We start from the raw sequence: 20,677 nt of genomic DNA, 5'->3' as shown, positions 1-20,677 counted from the left end.
GGCTATGGCAAGGCCGGGGCGAGAGCGGGGGATAACCGCCAATCTATCCACAGATTTTGTGGATAATTCTGTGCAAAACTGAGGCTAAACATGGATAAATGCTGGGTTTGCGCTGGATTGGGCCCGCAGTCGTTATTTTTGTGATATTAATTTATTCATATAAAACAATTACTTAGTACGAATTTGCTAGCGTTGCAGGCAGCGCTGCAAGATTTGCGTGCTTACGGTATCATCGCGGCCCACTTGGCGCGCCCTGTGGACAGCTATCTCTCTGGAAAGCCTTATGACAATTGAATTTCCCGTCACAAACGACGTATTTACGCGGGATATCCTCACAGTCGCCCAGTTGAACCAGGCTGTAGGCCAATTGTTGGAACGCAATGTCCCGCCGTTGTGGGTGCGCGGCGAGATTTCGAATTTCACCCAGGCGGCGTCAGGGCATTGGTACTTCACATTGAAGGACAGCCGGGCCGCTGTGCGGGCGGTCATGTTTCGCGGCCGCGCGTCAGCAGTCGGGTTCGTGCCCAGAGCCGGTGATCAGGTCGAAATCCGGGCTCGCGTCTCGCTGTACGAGCCCCGAGGGGACTACCAATTGCAAGCCGACGCCATGCGGCGCGCGGGCTTGGGCAATTTGTACGAGGCATTTCTGCGTCTGAAGACCCAGCTGGCCGCAGAGGGTTTGTTTGACGATAGCGTCAAGCGCAAGCCGGTCGCTCTGCCGCGCGCCATCGGCGTGGTTACCTCGTTGCATGCGGCGGCATTGCGGGATGTGCTGTCCGCTCTGGCCCGCCGTGCGCCGCAAGTGCCGGTCGTGATTTATCCCGCTCCGGTGCAGGGCGCTGATTCGGCAGCCAGACTGGCGGCCCAGGTGCAATTGGCAAATGCCCGCCAAGAGGTCGACACGCTGCTCCTGGTGCGTGGCGGCGGTAGTATCGAGGACCTATGGAGCTTTAACGACGAGGCCCTGGCCCGGCTGGTGGCAGCGAGCGCCATTCCTATCATTAGCGGGGTGGGGCACGAAACCGATTTTACGATCGTGGACTTTGTGGCGGACGTGCGGGCGCCGACGCCTACAGCGGCGGCGGAGCTGGCCTGCGTGCCGCGAGCGGACTTGCTGGCGCGTATTGGCCATGCCGTACAGCGTTTGACGCGAGGGCAGCAGCGCCGCCTCGACCAGGCAGCGCAGCGCCTGGATCGCGCCGCGGCACAATTGGTGTCGCCCGCGCGCCGCCTGGCGCATCAGGCCGAACGCCTGAACACGCTGCGCCATCGTTTGCATTCTGCGTGGCAGGGGCCTCATGGCCGCAGGACCGCGCGCTTGGGCATGTTGGTGCAGCGCTTGTCGCACGCCACCCCGGATACTGGCCGGGCGAGTGAGCGTGTAGCCGCGCTGGCCCGCCGTCTGCATCAAGCCCAGGAACGCCAATTGGCTACCCGCCAAGCTAGGACTGCTGCCGTCAGCGCGCATTTGCGTGCCCTGGATCCGCAACACACCTTGGCGCGAGGCTATGCCATCGTGCGGGATGCCGAGGGCCGGATTCTGCGTGACGCTGCGCCGTTGACCAAAGGCCAGGCGCTGAATCTGACGTTCGCGCGAGGCGGGGCACAGGTGCAAGTGCTGGATACGCAGGGCACATGATGTCACGGCCGCGGCGAACGCGGTGCAGATTGCTTAAGACTGATTCTCCTTTCGCGTAACCCCGCGCTGCACTGGGTTAACCCAGAGTGCAGGCCAAAGAGCCGATACAATCTATTTGCTTGATCGTGCAATCAACCAAGAAGGAACTCACATGGCATTTACGCTTCCTCCCCTGCCTTATGCGCTGGACGCCCTGGCGCCGCATATCTCCAAAGAAACCCTCGAGTTTCACTACGGCAAGCACCATCAGACCTACGTCACGAACCTGAACAACCTGGTCCCGGGCACCGAGTTTGAAAACGCGTCGCTCGAAGACGTCGTCAAAAAGTCCTCCGGTGGCGTATTCAACAATGCCGCACAAATCTGGAACCACACGTTCTACTGGAACAGCCTGGCTCCCAATGCTGGCGGCGCACCCTCGGGCGCACTGGCCGACGCCATCAACGCCAAATGGGGCAGCTTTGACGCTTTCAAAGAAGCCTTCAACAAATCGGCTGCCGGCAACTTCGGTTCGGGCTGGACCTGGCTCGTCAAAAAGGCCGACGGCTCGCTGGATATCGTCAATACCAGCAACGCTGCTACCCCGCTGACCACCGCAGACAAGCCTCTGCTGACCTGTGATGTGTGGGAACACGCCTACTACATCGACTACCGCAATGCCCGTCCCAAGTACCTGGAGAACTTCTGGGCGCTGGTGAACTGGGACTTCGCTGCGAAAAACTTCGCCTGAGTCGTATCCGGTTTCGATGAAAACGCCCAGCTTAGGCTGGGCGTTTTTGTTGAGTCGTATCACTGCGTTGGCGCCAATCCGGCCTCGATCGAAAAGGCGCAGTGTTTTTCTTGGGCCATATTTCGCGCACACCGTCCGTTGTTTTGTGTCGATTCTGGCAAAATGCCGCGATGTCCACGACCTCACCTCCTCGCAGCCTGTTCTCGCGCCTGTCTCTACTCGCCCGTCGTAAATTGCGGCAGTTCAGCCGTCTCTCGCGCAAGAGCCTGCAGCTCAGTTTGCTATTGGGCGGCGCTGCCTTGGTGGCTCTCGTGTCGCTGGGGTTTGCGTGGTTGGCCGATCTGGCACTGGAATGGAACCATGCCTGGACCTCGCGTGCGGGTTGGCTGGCGTTCGTCGTGCTGCCCGTGGCCTTTGCGGTCTTGCGCTGGATGACGATGCGTTGGGCGCCCAACGCCGCAGGCAGCGGGATCCCGCAAGTCATCGGCTCGTTGTCGTTGCCGCCCGGCGCTGCACAAAGCAGCCTGGTTTCGATGCGGCAAACGCTGTTGAAAATTCCATTGACCTTTCTGGGACTGGCTGCCGGCGCTTCCGCCGGACGCGAAGGCCCGTCCGTGCAGGTGGGCGCGGCAGTCATGCTGGCCTGGGGAAACTTTTGGCGCAGCAAAGGAGTGCCGTTACGCGGCTTTCATGCGAATGAGCTGATCGCGGCCGGTGCGGCCGGAGGCTTGGCTGCCGCCTTTAATGCGCCACTGGCTGGCGTCATTTTTGCGATCGAGGAGCTGGGGCGTGGCACCATCCTGCGTTGGCAGCGTCTGGTATTGATCGGCGTGCTGGCCTCCGGGTTTCTGGTCGTCGCCGTCATTGGAAACAACCCGTATTTCGGTACCTTTGGCGGCCAGGCGCTGCCTAACTACATGGTGCTGTGGGTCTTGCTGTGTGGTTTGGCTAATGGCGTACTGGGCGGTCTGTTCAGCTGGTTGCTGAGCAAAGGGGTCTCAGGGGTTGCCCCCATGAATTGGCGTGGCTGGATCCGGCGCCATCCTGTTTATACGGCCGCTGCCATGGGATTGATTCTGGCGTGTCTGGGCGTATTGAGCGGTCAGACTGTCTATGGCACGGGATACGGCGTGGCCAACGGCCTGCTTTCAGGCGAGGCCGAGGGGCCGGCTGCCTTTGGCCTGGCCAAGCTCGGAGCGACGGTGGCGTCATACTGGGCAGGAATCCCGGGCGGCATTTTCACTCCAGCGCTAACCACAGGGGCGGGCATCGGCCAGCATATCTGGGAACTGACAGGCGGTGAAATTGACCGCCGCGTGCTGGTGTTGATTTCCATGGCGGCGTTCCTGGCGGCAGCAACGCAGTCTCCGTTGACGGCGAGTGTCATTGTGATGGAAATGACGGGCAGCCAGCCGATGCTGTTCTGGTTATTGGTGGGCTCGCTGTCGGCGTCGGTGATCGCGCGGCAGTTTTGTCCGCAGCCGTTTTATCATTTTGCTGCGGGACGGTATCGCCGCCAGGCTCAGGTCGAGGCCGGTCGCACCGCGACATAGCGGACCGTCGTAAAGTACGTGTCCATGCACTGGACTGCGTCCAAAGAATGGACGCTCTGGCATGGCACTGCGCCGGTGCATGGTCGAGTGGCGTAAGATCGCATGCTATCTTTTTTGTCATTCACTTTTCTTACGAGCTTCGATCCATGACCGTGCACGCTTATATTTGTGATGCCATCCGTACTCCTTTTGGCCGTTACGGCGGCGCTCTGGCGCCCGTGCGCGCCGACGATCTGGCGGCTGTGCCTATCAAGGCCCTGATGGCGCGCAATCCGGGCGTGAACTGGGAAGAGTTGACCGATGTGATCTACGGCTGCGCCAACCAAGCCGGCGAAGACAACCGTAACGTCGCCCGCATGGCGGCATTGCTGGCCGGATTGCCGGTCGATGTGCCCGGCGGTACGGTCAACCGTTTGTGCGGCTCGGGCCTGGACGCCGTGGGTACGGCCGCTCGCGCCATTCGCGCCGGCGAGGCCGGCTTGATGTTAGCCGGCGGTGTCGAAAGCATGAGCCGTGCGCCATTCGTCATGGGCAAGGCCGAGAGCGCATTTTCGCGCAGCGCCGCGATTTACGACACGACCATCGGCTGGCGCTTTGTCAACAAACTGATGAAGGCGCAATACGGCGTGGACTCCATGCCGGAAACCGCGGAAAACGTGGCGGATGATTTCAAGATCAGCCGCGAGGACCAGGACAAATTCGCGCTGGCCAGCCAATCCAAAACGGCTCGTGCTCAGAAAGAAGGCTATTTCGACGCTGAAATCACTCCGGTGTCGATTGCTCAGAAAAAGGGCGATCCCGTCGTCGTGACGACAGACGAGCATCCGCGCGAAACCAGTCTGGAAGCCCTGGGCCGCCTCAAAGGCGTAGTCCGCGAAGGCGGCTCGGTGACCGCCGGCAATGCGTCGGGCGTGAATGACGGTTCGGCCGCGCTCTTGCTCGCTGATGAGGCCAGCGCAGCGCGTCATGGCCTGACGCCGCGTGCGCGCGTCGTGGGCATGGCTACCGCTGGCGTGGCTCCGCGCATCATGGGCATGGGCCCCGCACCGGCCACGCGCAAGGTCTTGGCCCTCACTGGCCTGACCTTGGATCAGATCGATGTCATCGAGCTCAACGAAGCCTTTGCCGCGCAGGGCTTGGCTGTTCTGCGTGATCTGGGCCTCGCCGACGACGATGCGCGCGTGAATCCGAATGGCGGCGCGATCGCGCTGGGCCATCCGCTGGGTGCCAGTGGCGCGCGTCTGGCGACGACTGCCGTCAATCAATTGCACCGCACCGGCGGCCGCTATGCGCTGTGCACGATGTGCATCGGCGTGGGCCAGGGCATCGCCGTCGTGCTCGAGCGCGTGTAATACCGAGGCAGAGGCGGCGTTTCGCCGTCGCCTGTCCAAACAAAAAAGCCGGTTTTACCGGCTTTTTTGTTAGATGACTCCAATCAACGGCTGGCGGCATTTGCCGCATCGCGCATTCCGGAGACGTTTCAAACGCGTTTACCGCGCGTCTACTGGGAAATGCCTCCCAGCCGCTGGCCCGCTGCCACGCCACGGGTCTCAAACCAGCCTTGCGCCATTTCCAGCGCGTAGCGCACCGGCCGTTCCGAACAATGTGGATCATCGGTCTGTGGCGCCATATCGGCCATATTGACGATCGTGCCGTCATCGGCGATGAATGCGATGGACAAGGGCACCAGCGTATTGCGCATCCAGAAACACTGCAGCTCGGGTTCTTCGAACACGAAGAGCATGCCGTTATTGTCGGGCAGGCTTTTGCGTAGCATCAAGCCGACGCGCCGGGTTTCGTCGGTATTGGCGACTTCGGCCCGGATCACGTGGATTCCCGCGGTCAATTCGGTGATGGGCAAACCGGTCTGCGGACCGGCAGGTGTTTGCGCTGCCGCGGCAATGCTCGCCGTGGTCAGGAGTGCACTTATCGCCAGCGTGGTCGCCGTACGGGCGCTCCGCAGCGGCAAGTGAAAGGAGTATTGCCCAGTGGCCAAACGGGAGAGGGCGCGCGCAAACCACGTGAAACGATGAATCGACATGAGACCGGAAAACAGCAAAAAATAACAAGGCGGGGCATGGTGCCCCGCCTGGGTAATAGCGCCGCCTTCTAGAACAATCCTGCCGTAGGTCCGGTTTGTCTATCGTTCGGCGCGATAATGATACTGGGCGTCAGGCCGCCGTAATATTCAGCGCCTGTTTGCCTTTAGGTCCCTGAATAATTTCGAATGCCACTTTCTGGCCTTCTTTCAGGGTTTTGAACCCGTTCATCTGGATCGACGAAAAATGTGCGAACAGATCTTCACCGCCATCGTCAGGCGTAATGAAGCCAAAACCTTTCGCGTCGTTGAACCATTTGACGGTGCCCGTCGATTTGGGATTGTCCCCTTGGACGGCGGTTGCGGTCGTATCAGACATGCGGACTGCCTCATTTGAATCGTATATTTGACAGAGAACCCTTGGCCGAAGCCATTGCCTCCCGGCTTCCGACGGCGCTTGTTGACACAAGATAGCCCCCGAATGCGTGGATAATGCTCTGCTTTTCTTTAAACCGTCAAGTGTGGAAATTACGCATCTGTACGTGTAATTTTAAGTAATACGCGGCGTTGCCGCCCATTGTTTCAATACAATTCCGCCTTATGAGTTCGACCTTTGATACACAGCATGACCTCGTCGTGGAGAAACAGACGGCCCGTACCGCGCCGCCGCCCATGTATCAGGTAGTGTTGCTCAATGATGATTACACGCCCATGGAGTTCGTGGTGAAGGTCCTGCAAAAGTTCTTCGGCAAGAATCAAGAAGATGCTACCCGGATCATGCTGCAGGTGCACCATGAGGGTCGCGGCGTCTGTGGTGTTTATCCACGAGACGTGGCGGCCACGCGTATTTCCCAGGTCGCGCAGTATGCGCGCGAGCGCCAGCATCCGCTGCAGTGCGTGATGGAGCCTGTGTAGCAGCGCCTAAAGCACAGCCATCGCAACGGGTGGGTATAGACAAAACGGCACATGCAGGACTTCGGGACTGCGACGGGAGATAGCAAATTCAGGCCAGACGGGGCGCCTGCACGTAGTAGTGATCTGGTAATTGGCGTATAGTCGCGGCGCGCCGGTGCGTGCCGGGCGAGGAATCGTGGGCGTCTGGTGCCCTAACATGTTGTACAGAGGCAAAGCCATGGGTAAAAAGAGTGGCGTGATCGGAGTCGTGGCGCTGGTGGTTGCCATCGCTGTGGGTATCGGGGTATGGCAATGGCGCAGTGATGCGCCGCCGAGTGCGGATCCTCCCGCGGCGCCAGCGGCGGCGCAAGCCGATGCGGCGAGCGGCACTGCTCAAACGGCAAGTCCTTCGGCATCAACACCACAGACCTCGGGCAGTTCTACCGCCACCATTGGCCAGAACGATCCCTTTGCCATGCTGGATTGCAAGCCGCGCCAGTTCCGCGATTCCATGGCATTGGCCGTCACCTTTACCCAGCCGGTGGGCCGCGAGACAGACCTGACGCGCTATTTCAGCGTCATCGACACCGGCGAAGCCAAGCCCGCCGAGGACGGCGAGCAATCGACCGCCGGACAGACCGCCACTGCGGTGCCGCCGGGCCAGGCCGCACCGGCAGGCAAGACCGTCGAGGGAGCATGGGCGGTCGGCGACAATCCGCGCATCGTCTATTTCCCCTATGTGCAACCGCAGCGAGCTTACGCCATCCGCGTGCGCTCCGATTTCCCGGCTGCCCAAAAAGGCACCACCCTGGGCGACGAGCGCCAGTGCAGCGTGCAAACTGAAGCCATGCCGCCGTCGTTTTACTTTGCCAGCCGCGGCGTCGTGCTGCCGGCAGGACAGAATGGCGGCTTGCCCGTGGCGACCGTCAATATGCCCGAGGTCGATGTGCAGTTTCTGCGCGTCTCGCCCGAGCACATGCCTGAGTTTTTCGATGATGTCCTGGGTCTGAGCGCCTCCAGCGATGAGGATGACGAGGATGAGTGGCGTTATTCGGACAACCGCAGCCTGAAGGGCCTGGTCAGCAACTGGGACCTGGACCGCCTGCATAGCCTGACCACCAGCGTCTATCAGGGCCGTTTCGTCACCGACGACAAGCCCAATCGTCGTCACGTGACCTTCCTGCCGGTGGAAAACATCCAGGAATTGCGTCAGCCCGGCATCTACGTGGCGATCATGAGCGAACCCGGCCGGTTCCGCTATGAATACCAGGTGACCTATTTCTACATCAGCGACATGGGCTTGCACGTGCGTCGTTATACCGATCGCACCGAGGCCTATACCATTTCGCTGAAGACGGGTCAGCCTATTGCCGATGCCGAGGTCGAATTGGTCGACGGCTCGGGCAAAGTCCTGGCAAAGGCCGCGTCCGACAAGGGCGGCCACGTCCGTTTTGACGGCGATTCGTCGCGTGCGCGCTTGATCCGCGCTCTGCGCGGCAGCGAATTGACCATGTTGTCCCTGGGCGAGCCTGCGCTGGATTTGTCCGAATACGACATCGGTGGTCATACCTCGCGTCCGAACAACCTGTTCGTGTATTCCGGCCGCAATCTCTACCGCCCCGGCGAAACGTTCCACGTATCCGTGTTGCCGCGTGATCTCGACGGCCGGCCTCTGAAGGCCGCGCCCTTGACGGCCGTCCTGAAACGCCCCGACGGCAGGGTAGTGCGCAGCGAGCTCTGGCAACCGGATAGCAAAGTCGCGAACTATATCGAACACGCGATCACTCTGCCGGTTGATGCCCAGACCGGTAAATGGCTGCTCGAACTGCGTGTCGACCCAGCGGCCAAGGTGCCTGATGCCGCGTGGTGGTTCCAGACCGAGGAATTCCTGCCCGAACGCATGAAGCTGCATCTGGACTCCAAGCAGCCCGTGCTGTCGCCGGGAGAGGCCTGGACCGTAGATGTGCAGGGCGATTACCTCTATGGCGCGCCAGCCGCCGGCAACCGCCTGCTGTCGAGCTTCCAGGTCAAGCGTAACCGCTACGCTCTGGCGCAACAGTGGCCTGGTTTTATCTTTGGCGACGTGGCCGACGACGCGCTGCGTCACTACGAGGAAATGCCCGAAACGACATTGGACGACAGCGGATCCACGCAACTGACGATCGATCCGCAGTCTGCCGGCAAGGCGAAATCGCCGCTGAGCGTACGCTTGTCCGCCAGCCTGTTGGAATCCGGCGGCCGCCCGGTTGTGCGCTCGATCGAGCGCAGCGTCTGGCCTGCCGACAAACTGATCGCCGTGCGTCCCTTGTTCAACAATGACGTGACCCGTGAAGGCTCGCCTGCGAGCTTCGAGGTGGTGCGCGTCAACGCCTCGGGCGAGGTAGTACCGCTGCCGGAAGCCCAGGTGCGTCTGTTCCGCGAAAACCGCAACTACTATTGGCGTTATGACGACCAGCGCGGCTGGAACAGCGGCTATACCGATACCGAAGACCTCGAAGACTCGCGCACGATCGCGTTGCCAAATCGCACGGCGCTGACCCTGCCGGTCAGTTGGGGCCGCTATCGTCTGGAAATCACCGATCCGGAAACCGGCGAGGTGATGCGCTACCGTTTCTACGCAGGCTGGGATGCGCAGGACGCCGATTCGGTAGGCAACCGTCCCGATCGCGTCCAAATGAAACTCGAAGGCGTACCTGCACGCCCGGGCGACAAGGTCAAACTGACCGTGACGCCGCCGCACGACGGCCAGGCGCTGGTCACCGTCGAAGGCGATCGCATGCTGTGGTCGAACTGGGTCGACGTCAAGGCGACCGGGACCGAGGTCAGCATCCCCATCGACGAATCGTGGAAACGTCACGATCTCTACGTCTCTGCCGTGGTGTTCCGCCCGGGCAGCGCCGGTGATCGCGTGACGCCTGCGCGTGCTGTCGGCCTCGCTTTCCTGCCTATCGCCAGCGACGATCGCAAGCTGAACGTCACCGTGACGGCACCCGCGAAGGTCGAGCCTGAAAAACGGACCACGGTGCGTGTGAAGGTCGACGGCGCGAAAGGGCAGACCGCCCATGTCACGCTGTCTGCGGTGGATGTCGGCATCCTGAATATCAATCAGTACGCGACGCCGGATCCGATGGATTTCTTCTTTGGCAAACACCGTTATGACGCCGAATTGCGCGACATGTACGGCAAGCTGATCGAGAAAATGGACGGCACCCAGGGCCGACTGAAATGGGGCGGCGATGCAGCCATGCGCGGCGATAGCCGCAGCCTGCCCAAAAAGGTCAAACTGGTCGACCTGTACTCTGGTCCGGTCAAGCTGAACGATCAGGGCGAGGCCGATATTCCCCTGGATCTGCCCGATTTCAATGGCACGCTGCGTTTGATGGCGGTCGCGTTTACCGACTCGCACTACGGCCATGCCGATCAGGAAATGGTCGTGGCCGCGCCTATCGTGGCCGAACTGAACATGCCGCGTTTCATCTCGCCGGGTGACCGGGCGACGGTGGCGGTCGATGTGGCCAACCTGAGCGGATCGGCGCAGCAAGTCACCGTGACGCTGCAGGCACTAGACCCCTTGTCCATCGCGGACGGCGGCACGCGTACGCTCACGCTGAAGGATCGTCAACGCACCACCGTGCGCTTTACCGCCACCCCGACCGGGTCCTACGGATTGGGTCTGATGCGCCTGGTGATCGACGGCAAGGGCGGTGCAAAACCGATCCATATCGAACGCGAGTCCGTGCTGCAGGTGCAGCCCTCGCATGCCGCCGAGCATGTCGTCAAACGCGTGCGTCTGGCCCCGGGCGAGAGCTTTACGCCGGGTGCCGGCGTGATGGCCGGTTATTACCCCGACTCCGTCACCGCCAACATCAGCCTGTCGAATCGCCCACCGATCAACGTCTCGCGTCTGGTGCAGGATCTGTTGCGCTATCCCTACGGGTGCACCGAACAGACCATCAGTTCGGCCATACCGTGGGTGCTGCTGGACGAGACCGACGGCAAGCGTTTCGGCCTGCCTGTGCAGACCAAAGAACAGCGCGCCGAAAAAGTCGCCGTCGCAGTGGGACGGCTGGCCGGTATGCGTAACGCCGCAGGCGGATACTCGCTGTGGGGCAATGAGGCCTCTGCGCGGGATGTCTGGCTGACCTCGTATGCGGTCGGCTTCCTGCAGGACGCGCGGGATCAGGGCTTTGATGTGCCCGAACAATCGCTCGATCGTTCGCGGCAATGGCTGCAAGAGCAGTTGCAGCAGAGCTCGGGATCGTTCGGCACGTGGCCCGATGCGTTGCGTAAATCGCTGCAGAAAGGCAGCGTCGAGAGCGGCTATATCGACATGATGCGTGGCGATCATCGCCGTTTCGCAGGCTATGCGGCTGCCGCGCTGACCTTGGCGCGCGACAAGCAGGCTTCATTGGCGACGGTGCGTCAGTTGTTCGACCGTTACCAGGAACGCGCCCTGTCGCCTCTGCCGTTGATTCAATTGGCGGCGGCATTCCAGTTGATGGGCGACACGGGGCGTATGGAAAAAGCCACGCAGCTGGCCATGGAGCGAGCCTATGGCTACCCGATCAAGGGCAGCTACTACTACGGCGCCTGGCTCGGCGACTACGGCAGCCCCGTGCGTGATTACGCTTTGGGCTACGCCATCGCGAGCAAGTATCAGCTCTCGCCGCAACGTCGCGAAACGTTGATGATGCAGCTTGATGACCATTTGCGCGGGCGCTCGTACCTGTCGACGCAAGAGCAAATGGCGCTGGTGCTGGCGGCCCGCGCGGCGGGTGGCGACGCGGGGCAGCCCTGGGCTGCGGCCATGGCTGCGGCGTCGGGAACGAAAAACCTGACCAGCGCCGAGGACGAAACCGTCGCGTTGAAAGCGGACGATTTGTCTTTGCTGCAAGTGACCAATACGGGTTCGAATGTTCTGTTTGCCGAGTTCGATCTGCAAGGCACGCGACAGGAGGCCCCGGCGCCGCGCAGCGACGTGATCTCGCTGCAACGTCGTTGGTACACGCCCGACGGCCGTTCGTGGGATGGCGGTGTCCTGCGCACGGGCGATATGCTGGTGGTCCGCCTCACGGCGAGCGCGAACCAGACGATTCCTGATGCGCTGATCGTCGATCGCGTGCCGGCAGGCCTGGAAATCGAGAACCTCAACCTGTCGCAGAGCCCCGACATGCAAGAGTGGGAAATCGGCGGCGTGCGCGTGGCTGAGGCCATGTCCAATTCGGCGATCAAGCACCGTGAGTTCCGCGACGATCGCTATGTGGCCGCAGTATCCTTGACACGTAGCAACGTCGATGTGTTCTACATGGCCCGCGTAGTGACGCCTGGACGCTATGCCGTGCCGTCTACGGTGGCCGAGGACATGTACCGGCCCGAATTGCGGGGCGTAGGCGAACGGTGGAGTCCCATCGAAGTCCGTGATCGCGCGGCTGCTCGGTAAGGGTATTTGAGGGACCGGTTTGGTGAAACTCTTCCGCCGGGGGGTGATAGGGCTGGCCAGCACGCTCATCGTGCTGGCCGCGCTGCTCTTGATCCTGGATCGGCTGTTTCCTTTACCGCCGGTGGGCAGCGGCGGCGCCTCGGTCGTGATCGCTGCCGACGGGACGCCGTTGCGCACCTATCCCAGCCGCGACGGCATCTGGCGTTACCCCGTGACGCCGGAGCAGGTCTCGCCGTATTACCTGCAAACGCTGCTGGGATACGAAGACCGCTGGTTCTACTGGCATCCAGGCGTCAACCCTGTCTCGCTGATGCGTGCTGCGTGGCAGTGGGCTGCGCACGGGCGTATCGTCTCCGGCGGGTCCACCATCACCATGCAGGTGGCGCGTTTATTGGATCCCGAGCTAGCCGGGCAACCCTCGCGTTTTCTGTCGGCCAAGCTGCGCCAGATGGCGCGCGCCGTCCAGTTGGAACTGCACTACAGCAAAGACGAAATCCTCGGTATGTACCTGACGCATGCGCCGATGGGCGGCATTGTCGAGGGCGCCGAGATGGCCTCACGCATGTGGCTGGGCAAATCGGCGATGGACCTGAGCCCGGCCGAGGCCGCGCTGCTGACCGCATTGCCGCAATCGCCATCGCGCTTGCGTCCGGACCGCCATCCGCAGGCAGCCCAGGCCGCGCGCGATAAAGTGCTGGATCGCATGGCAACCAATGGCGTCTGGAGCGCTGCCGAGGTTGCCGACGCCAAAATCGAAAACATACTGGCTCCGCCGTTGCGCGCGCGTTGGCTGGCACCGTTGGCAGCGCAGCGACTGCAAACCGAGCAGCGCCGCAGCGGTGAACGCGCGGCCATCGTGCAATCCACGCTGGACGCGGATATTCAGACGACTGCGGAACACATGTTGCTGGATCGCGTCGACGCGTTGCCCGCCAAAGTCTCGATGGCGGTGCTCGTCATGGATAACGACACGCTGGAAATCAAGGCCTATGCGGGGTCGGCGGATTTCTCCGATGAGAGCCGTTATTCCCACGTCGATATGGTGCGGGGGGTACGTTCGCCGGGATCGACGCTCAAACCGTTTTTGTATGCACAGGCCCTGGATGACGGGATCGTGCATTCCGAAAGCATGTTGCTGGATGCGCCGCTCTCCTTCGGCGGTTACGCGCCGGGGAATTTTCAAGCCGCATTTTCCGGCCCCGTCAGCGTGGCGCAGGCCTTGCAGCGTTCGCTGAATGTGCCGGCCGTTGATCTGCTGGACCGCGTCGGGCCGAACCGCTTTGCGTCCATGATGCTGGCCGGGGGCGTGCAATTGCGCCTGCCAGCGGGTGCGTCGCCAAATCTGAGCTTGATTTTGGGCGGGGGAGGCACCACTTTAGAGGAACTGGTCGGTGCTTATCGTGCGTTGGCACGCGGCGGACTGGCCGGGCGGCCGCGATTGTCGCCCGATCAGCCCCGCGTCGAGTCGCGCATGATGAGCGCTGGCGCGGCTTGGATCGTGCGCGACATCCTCGAGGGCGGGGGGCATCCTGATCGTCCTCTTGAGCAAACCGGACGCCGATTGGCCTGGAAAACGGGTACCAGTTTCGGTTTCCGCGATGCCTGGGCGATCGGGGTGACCGACAACTGGACCATCGGAGTGTGGGTAGGGCGGCCGGATGGCACGCCTAATCCCGGTTTTTTCGGCGCCAATGTGGCTGCCCCGTTGTTGAGCGATCTAGTAGCCGCGTTACCACCAGGGCCATTCTCTGCACGTACCCGGCCGGTTAGTGTAAAACCGGTAGTGACGTGCTGGCCCTTCGGATGGCGGCAAGGCAGTCCGCAGGCCGAGCAGTGTGCCCAGCCGCGTACCGCCTGGTCCCTGGACGATACGGTGCCGCCGACTTTTGCAGGTTATGCTGATGTGGCGAATGGCCCGCTGCGTTTGCAAGGCATTGCGACCGGGTCGGTGTTGCGTCCCGTACCGGGGCGTCAAGTCGTGTCAGTCGATGTCAGTGTGCAAGGCGCACGCGGGCAGGTATGGTGGATGCTGGATGGGCGGGTTCAACAACGCGGCGAGGCTTCGGAGTCAGTGAAACTATCTATGGTGCACAATGGCCGGTATACCTTGACCGCGATGGATGAACAAGGCCGATACGATCGTGTGGTTTTTGAAATCACTGGCGTTACGCCCTGATCAGCTTAGAATATGAATCGTGTATTTCGATCGCTTCAATGCGTTACGGAGGAAGCGTGATTTCCCAAGAGCTTGAAGTCAGCCTGCATATGGCTTTCGTCGAGGCCCGTTCGGCCCGGCATGAATTTATTACCGTCGAGCACCTGCTGTTGTCGCTGCTCGACAATGCGTCGGCCATCGAGGTGCTGCGCGCCTGCTCGGCCAATCTCGATGATTTGCGTCGCAATCTGCGTCAGTTCGTGTCCGAAAACACGCCGGTCATTCCCACCGGCGCCGAGGTCGACACGCAGCCGACGCTGGGTTTTCAGCGCGTGATCCAACGCGCCATCATGCACGTATCGGCGGGCGGTACCGGTAAGAAACCGGTCACAGGCGCCAACGTGCTGGTCGCCATTTTTGGCGAGAAAGATTCGCATGCTGTGTACTACCTGCAACAGCAGGGCGTGACACGGCTGGACGTGGTCAATTTCCTGTCGCATGGCATTACCAAGCAGCCCCAGGAAGAATCCGCCTCCGCCACGCCCAAAGAACAACCCGGCGCCGACGAAAACGCCGAGTCGCGCCAGTCGCCGCTGGATCAATACGCCACCGATCTGAATGCCGCTGCACTGGCGGGGCGTATCGATCCGCTGATCGGCCGCGAACACGAAGTCGAACGCGTGATCCAGGTGTTGTGCCGCCGCCGGAAAAACAACCCATTGTTGGTGGGCGAGGCTGGCGTGGGTAAAACCGCGATCGCCGAGGGATTGGCCTGGCGTATTACGCGCGGCGAAGTCCCCGAGGTCTTGCAGGCTGCTCATGTTTACGCATTGGATATGGGCGCGCTGCTCGCCGGCACCAAATATCGCGGCGATTTCGAACAGCGTCTCAAAGGCGTTCTGAAACAGATCCGCGGCAATCCCGACGCTATTCTGTTCATCGACGAAATACACACCCTGATCGGTGCCGGATCGGCATCGGGCGGTACGCTGGATGCGTCCAATCTGCTCAAGCCTGCCTTGTCATCCGGGCAGTTGAAATGCATCGGCGCCACGACCTATACCGAATTCCGCGGCGTCTTTGAAAAAGACCACGCGCTGTCGCGCCGTTTCCAGAAGATCGACGTGCCCGAGCCTAGCGTCGAGCAGACTGTGCAGATTCTGCGCGGTCTGAAGAGCCGCTTCGAAGAACACCACAGCGTGCGCTATTCCGCTGCGGCCTTGAGTGCGGCTGCGGAGTTGTCTGCGCGCTACATCAATGATCGTCATTTGCCCGACAAGGCCATCGACGTCATCGACGAGGCCGGCGCCGCGCAACGCCTGCTGCCGCGCTCGCGCCAGAAAAAAGTCATCGGCAAGATCGACATCGAAAACATCGTGTCCAAGATCGCGCGCATTCCGCCGCAATCCGTGTCCAACGATGACCGCAGCAAGCTGGCCACGCTGGAACGCGATCTGAAAACCGTGGTGTTCGGACAGGACAACGCGATCGAAGCGCTGGCGGCGTCGATCAAAATGGCGCGTTCCGGTTTGGGTAAGCCAGAGCGTCCTATCGGGTCGTTCCTGTTTTCCGGCCCCACAGGCGTGGGCAAAACCGAAGTTGCCCGTCAACTCGCGTTTACCTTGGGCGTCGAGCTGCTGCGTTTTGACATGTCCGAATACATGGAGCGTCATGCCGTGTCGCGACTGATCGGCGCGCCTCCGGGATATGTCGGATTTGATCAAGGCGGCCTTTTGACCGAGGCCATTACCAAGCAACCGCACTGTGTGTTGCTGCTGGACGAGATCGAAAAAGCGCATCCCGATGTGTTCAACATCCTGCTGCAGGTGATGGACCACGGTACGCTGACCGACAACAACGGACGCAAGGCCGATTTCCGCAACGTCATCATCATCATGACGACGAACGCGGGCGCCGAAACGCTGAACCGTCCCACGATCGGCTTTTCGAACAGCCGGGTGGCGGGCGACGAAATGGCCGAGATCCGCCGCGTGTTTACACCGGAGTTCCGCAACCGCCTGGATGCCATCATTCCGTTTGCGGCGCTGTCGCGCGAAATCATTTTGCGCGTGGTCGACAAATTCCTCATGCAGCTCGAGGATCAGTTGCACGAGCGCCGTGTCGAGGCCGTTTTCACCGATGCACTGCGGGATCACCTGGCCAAAGAGGGCTTCGATCCGCTCATGGGCGCGCGGCCGATGCAGCGTCTCATCCAGGACACGATCCGTCGTGCCTTGGCCGACGAACTGTTGTTCGGCAAGCTGGCCGATGGCGGTACAGTGACAGTCGATCTGGATGCCGACGGCAAGGTACAGCTGAGTTTCGACGGCCGCAAATCGTCCGACTCGGGCGCCCGTGATCGACAGGAAGTCGAGTTGGTCGATTGAGCCTGCCCACAGAACCGCTGATTGCCTGCGAACATTGCGGCAATATTTTCCGGCGGCACGAGTTGCAGCGCGGCGAAACCGCCTCGTGCGCGCGCTGCGGCACCACGTTGTGGAAATATAGCGGGATCAGCCTGTCGAGTTGGTCGGCCTTGGGTGTGACGGCGTTGATCGTCTTTGTGGTGGCCAACGCCTATCCCGTCATGAGCATGTCGGTGCAAGGCATGACTCGTGACGCATCCTTGCTCGACGCAGTTATCATGACCTGGGATCAGGGGTACGTGCTCACGGCCGCGATGACGGGTATGGCAGGGTTCGCGGTGCCGCTGGCCAGCCTGATCCTGTTGCTGTGGGTGCTGTTTCCGCTGACGATGGGGCGACAACCCATCGGCTTTCGCCCCATCATGCGCCTGTACGGCGCGTTGCGCCCTTGGGGGATGGTGCCTGTCTTTTTGCTCGGCGTATTGGTGGCGGTGGTAAAGCTCGCTGGCATGGCCTCGGTCAGCCCGCAGCCGGGTCTGTTTGCGTTTGGCATATTGACCATCCTGATGACGATGCTCTCGCGCTTGTCGCCGCATGCCTTATGGCGTTATGCCGAGCAGGAAGGCGTCGTGCCGAGCTATACGCCGAGACGCAAGGCAGGTGAGGTCCTGACAGGCTGCCATGTGTGCGGGCAAGTGCAGGCAGTGCCCGCACAGGCGCATGAACATGAACATTCGGACGGCGAGACACCTCATTGCATCCGTTGTCATGCGGTAGTGCATGAGCGCAAGCCTGCCAGCCTGAGGCGCACCTGGGCGCTACTGTTGGCGGCCGCAGCGTTCTATGTGCCTGCCAATGTGCTGCCCATCATGAACATCAGTTCCGTTCTCTTCGGCGACAGCGGCCATACCATCCTCGGGGGGGTGGTCGAGCTCTGGCAAACTGGATCCTGGGATATCGCGCTGATCGTTTTTATCGCGAGTATCGTGGTTCCATTGACCAAAATGCTGGCCTTGGCGGCGTTGGCCGCTAGCGTAGATCGCTGCAGTCCGTTTAATCTGCGCCAACGGACTCGGATGTACGAAATGATCGAGTTCATTGGGCAATGGTCGATGTTGGACGTCTTCGTGGTGATTCTGTTGGCGGCCTTGGCGCATTTTCAGGGGCTGATGGAAATCTCTGCCGGTCCCGCAGCCGCGTCTTTTGGTCTGGTCGTGGTGTTGACAATGCTGGCGGCAATGAGCTTTGATCCTCGTATTGCCTGGGATAACGAAGTGCAAGAAGAATCTGATAATGTGACACCACAGCAGGGGACCCAAGACGAGCGGCGTCATGAGTCTTTGAATGCTGACCCGCAGATCGAGCGTGGCTCGGCACGACCGTCGGCGGCTTCCTTGCAAGACTCTGCATAGCAAAAATAACAGGCTCGCCTTCATACTATGGCTGAACAAACTCCTTCGAATCCTGGCGACGAGATCGCCGCGCCAGAGGTCGTACGCAAAAAAACACGGCGTATCGGCTGGATATGGCTGGTGCCTGTCGTCGCGGCCGTCGTCGCGCTGTCGCTGGTGTTGCGCACCTGGATGCAAGAAGGGCCGGAAATTGCCATCACATTCAACACGGCCGAAGGCCTGGAAGTCGGCAAGACTCAGGTCCGCTACAAGGACGTCGTGATCGGCATGGTGCAGCGCGTGCATTTCAACGACGATCGCTCCAAGGTCATCGTCAAGGTCCAGCTGTCCAAGAATGCGGCAGGCTTGGCCACCGAAGGCACGAATTTTTGGGTGGTTCGGCCGCGGTTGGGATTTAGCGGCGTGTCGGGCTTGGGGACGCTGCTGTCGGGCGCGTATATCGATGTCGACGCTCGCGAAGGATCAGGAGCGTCCACTTCGGCCACGAAATTCGAATTCGTCGGCCTGGAAACGCCGCCGCCGGTGACTCACGATCGGGACGGCAAACGTTTTATCCTTAAAGCCCGTGATTTGGGGTCTTTGGATATCGGCTCTCCGGTATATTTTCGGCGCATCAACGTCGGGCGGGTGATCGGGTATAGCCTCGATGGCAGCGGCGATTCAGTGAATGTCGAAGTCTTTATCGATGCACCCAACGACAAATTCGTCACTGCAGGCTCACGTTTCTGGAATGCCAGCGGCATCGATTTACAGGTGGACGGCAGCGGCGTGAAGCTGCATACGCAGTCCTTGCTGTCCCTGGCGCTGGGTGGTGTGGCGTTTGCGCCTGTCAACGTCAGCCAACCCGAGATGGCCAAATCCGGTGCGCAATTTGAGCTGTATGACAGCGAAAGCGCGGCAAAGGCCAATCCGGATGGCGACCCGTTCCCGATCCGGATGCGTTTCGACCAGTCCATCCGCGGCCTGGCAGTCGGCGCGACGATCGACTTCCAGGGCATCACCTTGGGTCAGGTCACCAAGATCAGTATCGATTTCGACAACGAGAAAAAACGCTTCTTCGCGGTGGTCGATGCCGTCACGTATCCCGAGCGCCTGGGTCCGGTGTATGACAGGATGCACGCGCGTGCAGAAGCCGATGGCGATGCGGGCGGGCGCCTGCTGGGCGTCATGATCAGATACGGCCTGCGTGCCCAACTGCGCACCGCCAATCTCCTGACGGGCCAGTTGTACATCGTGTTGGAGAATTTCCCGAAAGCCGAACCCGTGGATTTCAAACTCACTGATCCAGTGATGATCCCCACGGTCCCGGGCAATCTGGAACAACTGCAGCAGCAGATTACGAACATCGTCGACAAGATCGACAAAATCCCGTTCGATCAAATCGGCCGCGATTTGCGTACGACCTTGTCGAGTACCTCACGCTTGCTCGAGAACCTGGACAAGCGCGTCGCGCCAGACCTGCGCAATACCCTGCAGGCAGCTCGTAAATCGCTCGATAGCATCAATGAACTGCTGTCGCGCGATGGGTCGCTGCCAGTCAACGCCGAACGTGCGATGACCGAGCTGAGTCGCGCGGCGCGTTCGCTGCGCAGCTTGGCCGACTATCTGCAAGTCCATCCCGAGGCCTTGATCCGCGGCCGTGGCGAAGACCCGATACCCGGTCAAATCAGGAATTGATCTATGTCTGCTACACGACGCATTCCGTTGTTGTCCACCTTGATGCTGTCGGCCGTGTTGGCTGGCTGCGGGGGCTCGCCTTCGGTCCGCTATTACACGCTGCAATCGGATCCGGAAACGGCGGTGCGCAGCGTGCCGCGCGTGGATTATCAAATCGAGGTTGCGCCCGTGAACGTGCCGCAACAGGCCGATCAGCCGCAAATCATGTTGCGGCCGGGGGGCGACAGTGCCTTGACGCCGATGTATTCCGACCGCTGGAGTGCACCGCTGGCCGATGAAATACGCTCAGCTTTGGCCGACACGCTGACGCGCACCCTGGGTGCGCTGGATGTGCAGACACTCACCCCTGCACCGGATGTGCCGGTGTGGCGGATCCAGGTCGACGTGCAGCGTTTTGACATGGTCGTGGGCGGCCCGGCGCGGTTGGATGCCACCTGGCGCGTGCGGCCGCTCAATGTGAAAGGCGGGCGTGCCTTGCTATGCCGTTCGACGGTGCAGTTGCCGGCGGATCAATTCAACGCCGTGAATTCGCTGGTGCAGGCCCAACAACAGGCAGTGGTGCTGTTGGGAAATACGATCGCATCGGCGATTCAATCGGGCGGTGCGCGCGCTACGCCAGCTGCAGAGCAGGTACAAATGCTGGGATGCACTTGAAACACGGGTTAACCCTTAAAGGTTAACCATGATTTCAAACTGGTTGTATCTTCCTTAGTATTCGGTTTTACCGAAACCGCAACTCAGTGCCGTGGCGCGCGACGCCCAGGGACGGGCTG

13 protein-coding genes are annotated in these 20,677 nt (G+C 61.1%); 11 read left to right on the top strand and 2 right to left on the bottom strand.

Translation table 11 applies throughout. The annotated features are described in order from the left end of the window. Positions 1-283: 283 nt before the first annotated feature. The 4 genes from xseA (at position 284) to pcaF (ending at position 5,274) form a co-directional block, all read left to right on the top strand. The gene (gene xseA / locus CAL20_RS13990) at positions 284-1,639 is read left to right on the top strand and encodes an exodeoxyribonuclease VII large subunit (protein WP_094821737.1); all 1,356 of its coding nucleotides are present in this window, start codon (positions 284-286) and stop codon (positions 1,637-1,639) included. A gap of 151 nt (positions 1,640-1,790) precedes the next feature. Then, positions 1,791-2,369: a superoxide dismutase [Fe] gene (gene sodB, locus CAL20_RS13985; RefSeq protein ID WP_094821736.1), complete on the top strand. Its 579-nt coding sequence runs from the start codon at positions 1,791-1,793 to the stop codon at positions 2,367-2,369. Between the two features lie 170 nt (positions 2,370-2,539). Next, positions 2,540-3,922 carry a chloride channel protein gene (locus CAL20_RS13980; protein ID WP_094838154.1) on the top strand — a complete coding sequence of 461 codons (1,383 nt, stop codon included), beginning with the start codon at positions 2,540-2,542 and terminating at the stop codon, positions 3,920-3,922. 146 nt (positions 3,923-4,068) lie between these two features. Continuing rightward, on the top strand, positions 4,069-5,274 hold the full coding sequence (pcaF, locus tag CAL20_RS13975) for a 3-oxoadipyl-CoA thiolase (RefSeq protein WP_094838153.1): 1,206 nt from the start codon (positions 4,069-4,071) through the stop codon (positions 5,272-5,274). Between the two features lie 149 nt (positions 5,275-5,423). On the opposite strand, the gene CAL20_RS13970 is transcribed toward pcaF, so the two are convergent. Next, positions 5,424-5,963, bottom strand: coding sequence for a DUF192 domain-containing protein (locus tag CAL20_RS13970; protein WP_094838390.1), 540 nt, complete (start codon positions 5,961-5,963; stop codon positions 5,424-5,426). A 130-nt stretch (positions 5,964-6,093) separates the two neighbouring features. Next, a complete protein-coding gene (locus tag CAL20_RS13965) occupies positions 6,094-6,339 on the bottom strand; it encodes a cold-shock protein (RefSeq protein WP_006220277.1) in 246 nt (81 codons plus the stop codon). Between the two features lie 221 nt (positions 6,340-6,560). Here CAL20_RS13965 and clpS point away from each other — a divergent pair, with 221 nt between their 5' ends. From clpS to CAL20_RS13930, 7 genes are all read left to right on the top strand, one after another. After that, entirely contained in the window at positions 6,561-6,875 is a 315-nt protein-coding gene (gene clpS, locus CAL20_RS13960) for an ATP-dependent Clp protease adapter ClpS (RefSeq protein ID WP_094821734.1), read from the top strand. A 217-nt stretch (positions 6,876-7,092) separates the two neighbouring features. Further along, positions 7,093-12,294, top strand: a complete 5,202-nt coding sequence (locus CAL20_RS13955; RefSeq protein WP_094838389.1) for an alpha-2-macroglobulin family protein — start codon at positions 7,093-7,095, stop codon at positions 12,292-12,294. Between the two features lie 46 nt (positions 12,295-12,340). Beyond that, positions 12,341-14,470 (top strand): penicillin-binding protein 1C, encoded by a 2,130-nt coding sequence (gene pbpC, locus CAL20_RS13950; protein WP_179266686.1) that lies wholly within the window; start codon positions 12,341-12,343, stop codon positions 14,468-14,470. 56 nt (positions 14,471-14,526) lie between these two features. After that, entirely contained in the window at positions 14,527-16,836 is a 2,310-nt protein-coding gene (gene clpA / locus CAL20_RS13945) for an ATP-dependent Clp protease ATP-binding subunit ClpA (protein WP_254924084.1), read from the top strand. Between the two features lie 2 nt (positions 16,837-16,838). Beyond that, positions 16,839-18,227, top strand: a complete 1,389-nt coding sequence (locus tag CAL20_RS13940) for a paraquat-inducible protein A (RefSeq protein ID WP_373558303.1) — start codon at positions 16,839-16,841, stop codon at positions 18,225-18,227. 27 nt (positions 18,228-18,254) lie between these two features. Then, entirely contained in the window at positions 18,255-19,904 is a 1,650-nt protein-coding gene (locus CAL20_RS13935; RefSeq protein WP_094821730.1) for a PqiB family protein, read from the top strand. A gap of 3 nt (positions 19,905-19,907) precedes the next feature. Next, positions 19,908-20,558 (top strand): PqiC family protein, encoded by a 651-nt coding sequence (locus CAL20_RS13930; RefSeq protein WP_094821729.1) that lies wholly within the window; start codon positions 19,908-19,910, stop codon positions 20,556-20,558. The last annotated feature ends 119 nt before the right edge of the window (positions 20,559-20,677 follow it).

Source organism: Bordetella genomosp. 4, assembly GCF_002261185.1.
Classification (GTDB): Bacteria; Pseudomonadota; Gammaproteobacteria; order Burkholderiales; family Burkholderiaceae_B; genus Bordetella_A.
Note: the sequence above shows the minus strand (reverse complement) of the source record. Positions and strands in the feature narration are given on the sequence as shown.